General features: G+C 60.6%; 1 pseudogene. It reads right to left on the bottom strand.

The annotated features are described in order from the left end of the window. Nucleotides 1-401: pseudogene (locus H0X95_RS35785) on the bottom strand (TonB-dependent receptor); the annotation flags it as partial.

Below are 401 nucleotides of genomic sequence, written 5' to 3'. Positions count from 1 at the left end.
AAGCCCGGGCGCGTCGGAATCTGGAAGCGGCCGTTCGACGTGCCGAACATGAAGCTTACGCGGCTATCACTATCAAGCAGGTACGACAGCATGCCGAACGACTTGTTTTGCGTGGTGTGGTCGTGCGTGGCGTTACGGTTGCCCGTCGGGTTTTCAATGCCCATGTTGTTTTCGGCAAACACGCCTGACAGGTAATAGCTGAAGCGGTCTTTCGTGCCCTGGATCTGCGCATTGACCTCGTGCGTGGCATTGCTGCCCAGCACCGTGCCGATCTCGCCGCCAAAGGCCTTCGGCTCGCCATCCTCGTCGGTCGACGCGCCTTTGGTGGTGATGTCGACGATACCGGCGGTGCGGTAGCCGTACTGCGCTGGCAGCGCACCGGTCAGCACGTTGATCTGGTT

This window comes from Burkholderia sp. 9779_493, assembly GCF_015712215.1.
GTDB lineage: Bacteria > Pseudomonadota > Gammaproteobacteria > Burkholderiales > Burkholderiaceae > Burkholderia > Burkholderia cenocepacia.
The sequence above is the reverse complement of the archived record's forward strand: the minus strand, read 5'-3'. Positions and strand labels throughout refer to the sequence as shown.